The 6,984-nt window shown below is 49.0% G+C and carries 7 protein-coding genes and 1 pseudogene; 6 read left to right on the top strand and 2 right to left on the bottom strand.

All coding sequences use genetic code 11. The features are described from left to right. The 5 genes from ACEQFP_RS16975 to ACEQFP_RS16955 all read left to right on the top strand — a co-directional run. Nucleotides 1-2,157 (top strand): Tn3-like element Tn3 family transposase (locus ACEQFP_RS16975; protein WP_396464360.1); only part of this gene is annotated, 2,157 nt, incomplete at its 5' end. A 63-nt stretch (nt 2,158-2,220) separates the two neighbouring features. Continuing rightward, nucleotides 2,221-2,535 (top strand): TrbM/KikA/MpfK family conjugal transfer protein, encoded by a 315-nt coding sequence (locus ACEQFP_RS16970; protein ID WP_001749965.1) that lies wholly within the window; start codon nt 2,221-2,223, stop codon nt 2,533-2,535. Nucleotides 2,536-2,570: 35 nt separating this feature from the next. Then, nucleotides 2,571-2,882: a hypothetical protein gene (locus ACEQFP_RS16965; RefSeq protein ID WP_001452736.1), complete on the top strand. Its 312-nt coding sequence runs from the start codon at nt 2,571-2,573 to the stop codon at nt 2,880-2,882. Between the two features lie 49 nt (nt 2,883-2,931). Further along, nucleotides 2,932-3,579 carry a restriction endonuclease gene (locus ACEQFP_RS16960; protein ID WP_015344958.1) on the top strand — a complete coding sequence of 216 codons (648 nt, stop codon included), beginning with the start codon at nt 2,932-2,934 and terminating at the stop codon, nt 3,577-3,579. Nucleotides 3,580-3,583: 4 nt separating this feature from the next. Beyond that, complete coding sequence (locus ACEQFP_RS16955) at nt 3,584-3,790, top strand: hypothetical protein (protein ID WP_001749967.1); 207 nt, start codon at nt 3,584-3,586, stop codon at nt 3,788-3,790. A 10-nt stretch (nt 3,791-3,800) separates the two neighbouring features. On the opposite strand, the pseudogene ACEQFP_RS16950 reads toward ACEQFP_RS16955, so the two are convergent. Then, nucleotides 3,801-4,073: pseudogene (locus ACEQFP_RS16950) on the bottom strand (IS1 family transposase); the annotation flags it as partial. 98 nt (nt 4,074-4,171) lie between these two features. Here ACEQFP_RS16950 and ACEQFP_RS16945 point away from each other — a divergent pair. Next, nucleotides 4,172-5,605, top strand: a complete 1,434-nt coding sequence (locus ACEQFP_RS16945) for a DNA cytosine methyltransferase (RefSeq protein WP_001288432.1) — start codon at nt 4,172-4,174, stop codon at nt 5,603-5,605. A gap of 33 nt (nt 5,606-5,638) precedes the next feature. On the opposite strand, the gene ACEQFP_RS16940 is transcribed toward ACEQFP_RS16945, so the two are convergent. After that, nucleotides 5,639-6,847, bottom strand: a complete 1,209-nt coding sequence (locus ACEQFP_RS16940; RefSeq protein ID WP_001749969.1) for a type II site-specific deoxyribonuclease — start codon at nt 6,845-6,847, stop codon at nt 5,639-5,641. Nucleotides 6,848-6,984: the final 137 nt, after the last annotated feature.

The following is a 6,984-nucleotide window of genomic DNA, read 5'->3' as shown; positions in this document are numbered from 1 at the left end:
TTTGTCCTTGCATGGGAAACGCTGGCGCTGGATGATGCATTGGACGTTCTGGACGCCATGCTGGCCGTTATCATCCGTGACGCCAGAAAGATTGGGCAGAAAAAACGGCTCCGCTCGCTGAAGGATCTGGATAAATCTGCATTGGCGCTCGCCAGCGCATGTTCGTACCTGCTGAAAGAAGAAACACCGGACGAATCGATTCGTGCTGAGGTGTTCAGCTACATCCCAAGGCAAAAGCTGGCTGAAATCATCACGCTTGTCCGTGAAATTGCCCGGCCCTCAGACGATAATTTTCATGAAGAAATGGTGGAGCAGTACGGGCGCGTTCGTCGTTTCCTGCCCCATCTGCTGAATACCGTTAAATTTTCATCCGCACCTGCCGGGGTTACCACTCTGAATGCCTGTGACTACCTCAGCCGGGAGTTCAGCTCACGGCGGCAGTTTTTTGACGACGCACCAACGGAAATTATCAGTCGGTCATGGAAACGGCTGGTGATTAACAAGGAAAAACATATCACCCGCAGGGGATACACGCTCTGCTTTCTCAGTAAACTGCAGGATAGTCTGAGGCGGAGGGATGTCTACGTTACCGGCAGTAACCGGTGGGGAGATCCTCGTGCAAGATTACTACAGGGTGCTGACTGGCAGGCAAACCGGATTAAGGTTTATCGTTCTTTGGGGCACCCGACAGACCCGCAGGAAGCAATAAAATCTCTGGGTCATCAGCTTGATAGTCGTTACAGACAGGTTGCTGCACGTCTTTGCGAAAATGAGGCTGTCGAACTCGATGTTTCTGGCCCGAAGCCCCGGTTGACAATTTCTCCCCTCGCCAGTCTTGATGAGCCGGACAGTCTGAAACGACTGAGCAAAATGATCAGTGATCTACTCCCTCCGGTGGATTTAACGGAGTTGCTGCTCGAAATTAACGCCCATACCGGATTTGCTGATGAGTTTTTCCATGCTAGTGAAGCCAGTGCCAGAGTTGATGATCTGCCCGTCAGCATCAGCGCCGTGCTGATGGCTGAAGCCTGCAATATCGGTCTGGAACCACTGATCAGATCAAATGTTCCTGCACTGACCCGACACCGGCTGAACTGGACAAAAGCGAACTATCTGCGGGCTGAAACTATCACCAGCGCTAATGCCAGACTGGTTGATTTTCAGGCAACGCTGCCACTGGCACAGATATGGGGTGGAGGAGAAGTGGCATCTGCAGATGGAATGCGCTTTGTTACGCCAGTCAGAACAATCAATGCCGGACCGAACCGCAAATACTTTGGTAATAACAGAGGGATCACCTGGTACAACTTTGTGTCCGATCAGTATTCCGGCTTTCATGGCATCGTTATACCGGGGACGCTGAGGGACTCTATCTTTGTGCTGGAAGGTCTTCTGGAACAGGAGACCGGGCTGAATCCAACCGAAATTATGACCGATACAGCAGGTGCCAGCGAACTTGTCTTTGGCCTTTTCTGGCTGCTGGGATACCAGTTTTCTCCACGCCTGGCTGATGCCGGTGCTTCGGTTTTCTGGCGAATGGACCATGATGCCGACTATGGCGTGCTGAATGATATTGCCAGAGGGCAATCAGATCCCCGAAAAATAGTCCTTCAGTGGGACGAAATGATCCGGACCGCTGGCTCCCTGAAGCTGGGCAAAGTACAGGTTTCAGTGCTGGTCCGTTCATTGCTGAAAAGTGAACGTCCTTCCGGACTGACTCAGGCAATCATTGAAGTGGGGCGCATCAACAAAACGCTGTATCTGCTTAATTATATTGATGATGAAGATTACCGCCGGCGCATTCTGACCCAGCTTAATCGGGGAGAAAGTCGCCATGCCGTTGCCAGAGCCATCTGTCACGGTCAAAAAGGTGAGATAAGAAAACGATATACCGACGGTCAGGAAGATCAACTGGGCACACTGGGGCTGGTCACTAACGCCGTCGTGTTATGGAACACTATTTATATGCAGGCAGCCCTGGATCATCTCCGGGCGCAGGGTGAAACACTGAATGATGAAGATATCGCACGCCTCTCCCAGCTTTGCCACGGACATATCAATATGCTCGGCCATTATTCCTTCACGCTGGCAGAACTGGTGACCAAAGGACATCTGAGACCATTAAAAGAGGCGTCAGAGGCAGAAAACGTTGCTTAACGTGAGTTTTCGTTCCACTGAGCGTCAGACCCCATATCTGAACAAACTGTTAAGGACAAAACAATGAAGAAACTCTTAATACCTCTGATAGCAGCTGGTAGTCTGCTTTATATTCCTGCCAGCCATGCTGAAGATCCCTGCAAAGTTATTATGTGCATGGCGGGCAAGCTCACCGGCGATAGCGGCGGAAGCGAGTGTAACAGTGCTGAAGCTGCTTTCTTCAATATCGTTAAAAAGAACAAGCACGGCTTTTTACCCAACCACACGAAGGATGCCAGGAAGGCTTTTCTTAATGAATGCCCGGATAATGGCGAAGGTGGAAGTAACCAGTCGATGATAAGCCAGATCATAAGTAAATACGGGAAAGTTCGCTTATAGGCGAACTAGGAATAATCTCAATTTAAGGAGCCAACGTGAAAAAAATAATATTAAGTGCATTAGCCTGTACAGCTCTCTTAACTGGTTGCGTCAGCCAGGATAAAGGTAATGCGATGCAGAGCCAGCTGAATAACCAGCAACGCCAGATTAACGAATTATCCGTTCGTTTGCAGTCTGCGGAGTCCCGGCTATCAAAGCAGGAAGAAAAGCTGCGCAACGAACTGCTGCAATCCAGCGGCTATTGCTATCTGAATGGCGCCCGCTACTCGACCGGCACCGTACTTTACGGGCGGATTTGCCAGAATCAGTCAGGCAGCGCTTCGTGGCAGGTATACAGCCGTCGCTAAACACCAGGGCGGTTTAACCGCCCTTTTCTTTACCCTCAGAAAGCCCACTATGACCATGATCCCCTTCCCCACTACAGAAAACCTTATTCTATGGGCTTGCAGCGCCATCGCACTGCTTGCCGTTGTATTCTTCCGGCGTTCAGTACGGCACAGGCGACACAAAAGGAAGCAGCAAAGTGCGCGGCGGGTGCTGGAGCGCATAAAGACGTTGCCGGGCTTCCCACAAAAAATTAACTACCTGAGGAAAATTGATCCTTTTGTGTTTGAAGAACTGTTGCTGGAAGGATTTGAAGCGCATGGCTTCAGAACCATCAGAAACAAACGCTATACCGGCGATGGAGGCATTGACGGCCAGGTAATAATAGGAAAATATCGCTATCTTATTCAGGCTAAACGCTATCGCGGCCATATTGCTTTACAGCACGTACAGGAGTTCGAGAAGTTGCTTAAACGTCATAACTGTCGCGGTCTGTTTTGCCATACCGGGAAAACCGGCGCAGGTTCAAAATCTGTCAGTATTGCCAGTGAACGGATGGAGATTATCAGCGGCCAGCGCCTGATAGATTTGCTCACGCCCGGCAGCTCCTTCACTATCGCAACCGCCCCGCAGACGATGATGAAGCGTACCGCAGCAACACTAGAAACGAGCACCATTGTTAAAGATGCCGGTAAAGAAAATCGATACCATGAGAGTTAATTAAATGAAGTCAGTAACTATAGAAGCAAAAACATTTGCTGAAATGTTAGGAATAACAGAAGGTGAGTTAATCTTTGCCATTAAGAAAACTGGCACATTCAAAAACAAGACCATCCCACAACCTCATGAGCCACATAAATCAAATAATAGATTTTTATATTCAGACGTAATGAGGTTTATAGAATCACTAAAAGACAAAGAGAACCGGTAATGACTCCAACTTACTGATAGTGTTTTATGTTCAGATAATGCCCGATGACCTTGTCATGCAGCTCCACCGATTTTGAGAACGACAGTGACTTCCGTCCCAGCCTTGCCAGATGTTGTCTCAGATTCAGGTTATGTCGCTCAATGCGCTGAGTGTAACGCTTGCTGATAACGTGCAGCTTTCCCTTCAGGCGGGGTTCATACAGCGGCCAGCCATCCGTCATCCATACCACGACCTCAAAGGCCGACAGCAGGCCCAGAAGACGCTCCAGCGTGGCCAACGTGCGTTACCTAACAATAAACCTGTTTAAATATCCAGATAAAAACATTCAATCTGGGTCAAATGAGTGATACAGTTTCACCCATAAGACCCAATGGAGGCAATATGTCTGAATTTGAATTACTGGCGCAGGATCTGCTTGAGAAAGCAGAAGCGGAAGAACAACTGCGACAGGAAAATGATAAAAAGCTGCTCGGGCAGGTGCTGGAAATCTATGACCAGAAGTACGTGGCTGAACTGCTTAGAAAAGTTGGTAAAAATGAGTGGAGTCGCGAGACTCTTAATCGCTGGATTAATGGTAAGTGCTCACCTAAGACGCTGACGTTAGCCGAAGAGGAACTTCTACGAAAAATGCTTCCGGAAGCGCCTGCACATCACCCTGACTATGCCTTCCGGTTTATTGACCTGTTTGCTGGGATTGGAGGTATACGGAAGGGCTTCGAAACCATCGGTGGCCAGTGCGTTTTTACCAGTGAATGGAATAAAGAGGCTGTGCGCACATATAAAGCTAACTGGTTTAACGATGCTCAGGAACACACTTTCAATCTCGATATTCGTGAAGTCACGCTCAGTGATAAACCTGAAGTACCTGAAAACGATGCCTATGCTTACATTAATGAGCATGTGCCGGATCATGATGTACTTCTAGCAGGTTTCCCCTGTCAACCGTTTAGCCTTGCGGGCGTAAGCAAGAAAAACTCGCTCGGGCGCGCGCATGGTTTCGAATGTGAGGCTCAGGGAACGCTTTTCTTCGATGTGGCGCGTATTATCCGCGCAAAAAAACCTGCCATCTTTGTTCTTGAAAACGTTAAAAACCTGAAGAGCCATGACAAGGGTAAAACCTTTAAAGTCATCATGGATACCCTCGACGAACTGGGCTATGAAGTTGCGGATGCAGCTGAGATGGGCAAAAACGATCCTAAAGTTATCGACGGAAAGCACTTTTTACCTCAGCACCGAGAACGTATCGTTTTGGTCGGTTTCCGCCGTGATCTGAACATTCACCAGGGCTTTACCCTGCGCGATATTAGTCGTTTTTATCCGGAACAGCGTCCGTCATTTGGCGAACTGCTGGAACCCGTGGTTGACAGCAAATATATACTGACGCCGAAACTCTGGGAGTATCTCTATAACTACGCCAAAAAGCACGCAGCTAAGGGTAACGGATTCGGTTTTGGCCTCGTTAATCCTGAAAATAAAGAAAGCATTGCCCGTACGCTTTCTGCTCGCTATCACAAAGACGGGTCTGAAATTCTGATAGACCGTGGCTGGGATATGGCCACAGGTGAAACAGACTTCGCGAACGAAGAAAATCAGGCGCATCGGCCCCGCAGGCTGACTCCGCGAGAGTGCGCGCGCCTTATGGGTTTTGAAAAAGTAGATGGCAGGCCTTTTCGCATTCCTGTGTCAGACACTCAGTCGTACAGGCAGTTCGGTAACTCCGTAGTGGTGCCCGTGTTTGAAGCCGTAGCCAAACTGCTTGAACCTTATATCCTGAAAGCGGTTAATGCCGATTCGTGCAAGGTTGAACGAATCTGATCGCTCCTCCCGGTATTTATGCCGGGAGATAATCTATGGAATATCTGCGTAAAGCCCTGTCAGCTCAGCAATAAACGCACCTAGCGTCATTAGCTCAGCTCTCACCGCCTCCGGGTATTTTTTGTGCAGAGATGATGGCACGACCAATCTGACACCCGACTCCCGCATCTCCCGATATTGAGCCAGAGAAACTCCCTCCTGGAGTGTAAACAGATGCACCTGATGAATTTTATCGGCCTCATTCAGTATCTGACGCCAGCGATCCTTACAGGTAGTCTTGACTGCCAGCATGCGCAGATTTTCTACGGGAAACTCAGTATCGTGGTAAGCCCCTGCGGAAGGGAAAAGGAAATCGGGTTTTTTATTACCTTCTGTGATGGCCTGCGTCGCAAAGTGTCGCAGGCCGTGCTCAATGAATAGATGCTCCAGGTGCAGTTCCAGCGACTTCCCGGCTCTGGATTTACGGCGATTGCTGACAGAATTGGCCAGCGCAATAAATTCATCCACAGAGCCAAATCCTTTCCGGATGATATCCAGAACATGCAGTTCCTCAACCAATAGAAATATGTCGTACTCCACGCGCCGGCGGTCAAGAAGTTGCTCATCCGGATCAAGGGAATTTTTCACATAATGGCTGGCTGCATACTGAATAATTTCACTTCCCGACGGAAAGCGCAGGTGCCAGTCTTCAGGTAGAATATATTTATGATTTACTGGCGCTTGCTGTAGAGATAGTCCGCCTAGAATCTGTCCTGCGGGGCCGGATATAAGCGCTCCGGGTATAACTTCACCAATAGCGGTCTCAATGACGTCCTCTTCATCAGTGCTGGCGCATACCCAAATATTTACTTCCTTACAGTCCCCCCCTTGCTCATCAAGCTTGAAAGCCAGGAGCGTCAGAGCCCCTGTATTTTCAGGATCCTGAAGTGGGCTGCCTCTACCCCAGCGGGTAATCCTTTTTTCATTCCGGGTTTTACCAAAATGACGGCTGTTATAATAAATTGCCCTGGCTTCGCTGTCAGGGCAATCATGCGATGACACATGTGCGGTGAGAAAAACCGAAGGGTTCAGTTCACGGGTATGGTTGATAGACGGAAAGAGTTTTTCAACGATACCTGAAGGGATATAAAGCCCTACCTGGTGACCACCTGTTGCGCCGGTATCGTTGGCGGAAAGGCGTTTGATGTAGACGAAGTAATTCTCACATGCGATCTCAAGTAGCCAGTTGTGGAAAACCGACATAAGCATCCCCTGTTACCCTGAAACTCTACTCACCATTTTTTCATGATTATATACAAACAGTGTCATTTTCAGAAGACGACTGCACCAGTTGATTGGGCGTAATGGCTGTTGTGCAGCCAGCTCCTGACAGTTCAATA

Source organism: Edwardsiella sp. A.80236 (genome assembly GCF_044540725.1).
In the GTDB taxonomy this organism is placed as follows: Bacteria; Pseudomonadota; Gammaproteobacteria; order Enterobacterales; family Enterobacteriaceae; genus Edwardsiella; species Edwardsiella tarda.
This window is presented reverse-complemented; position numbering and strand designations above follow the sequence as displayed.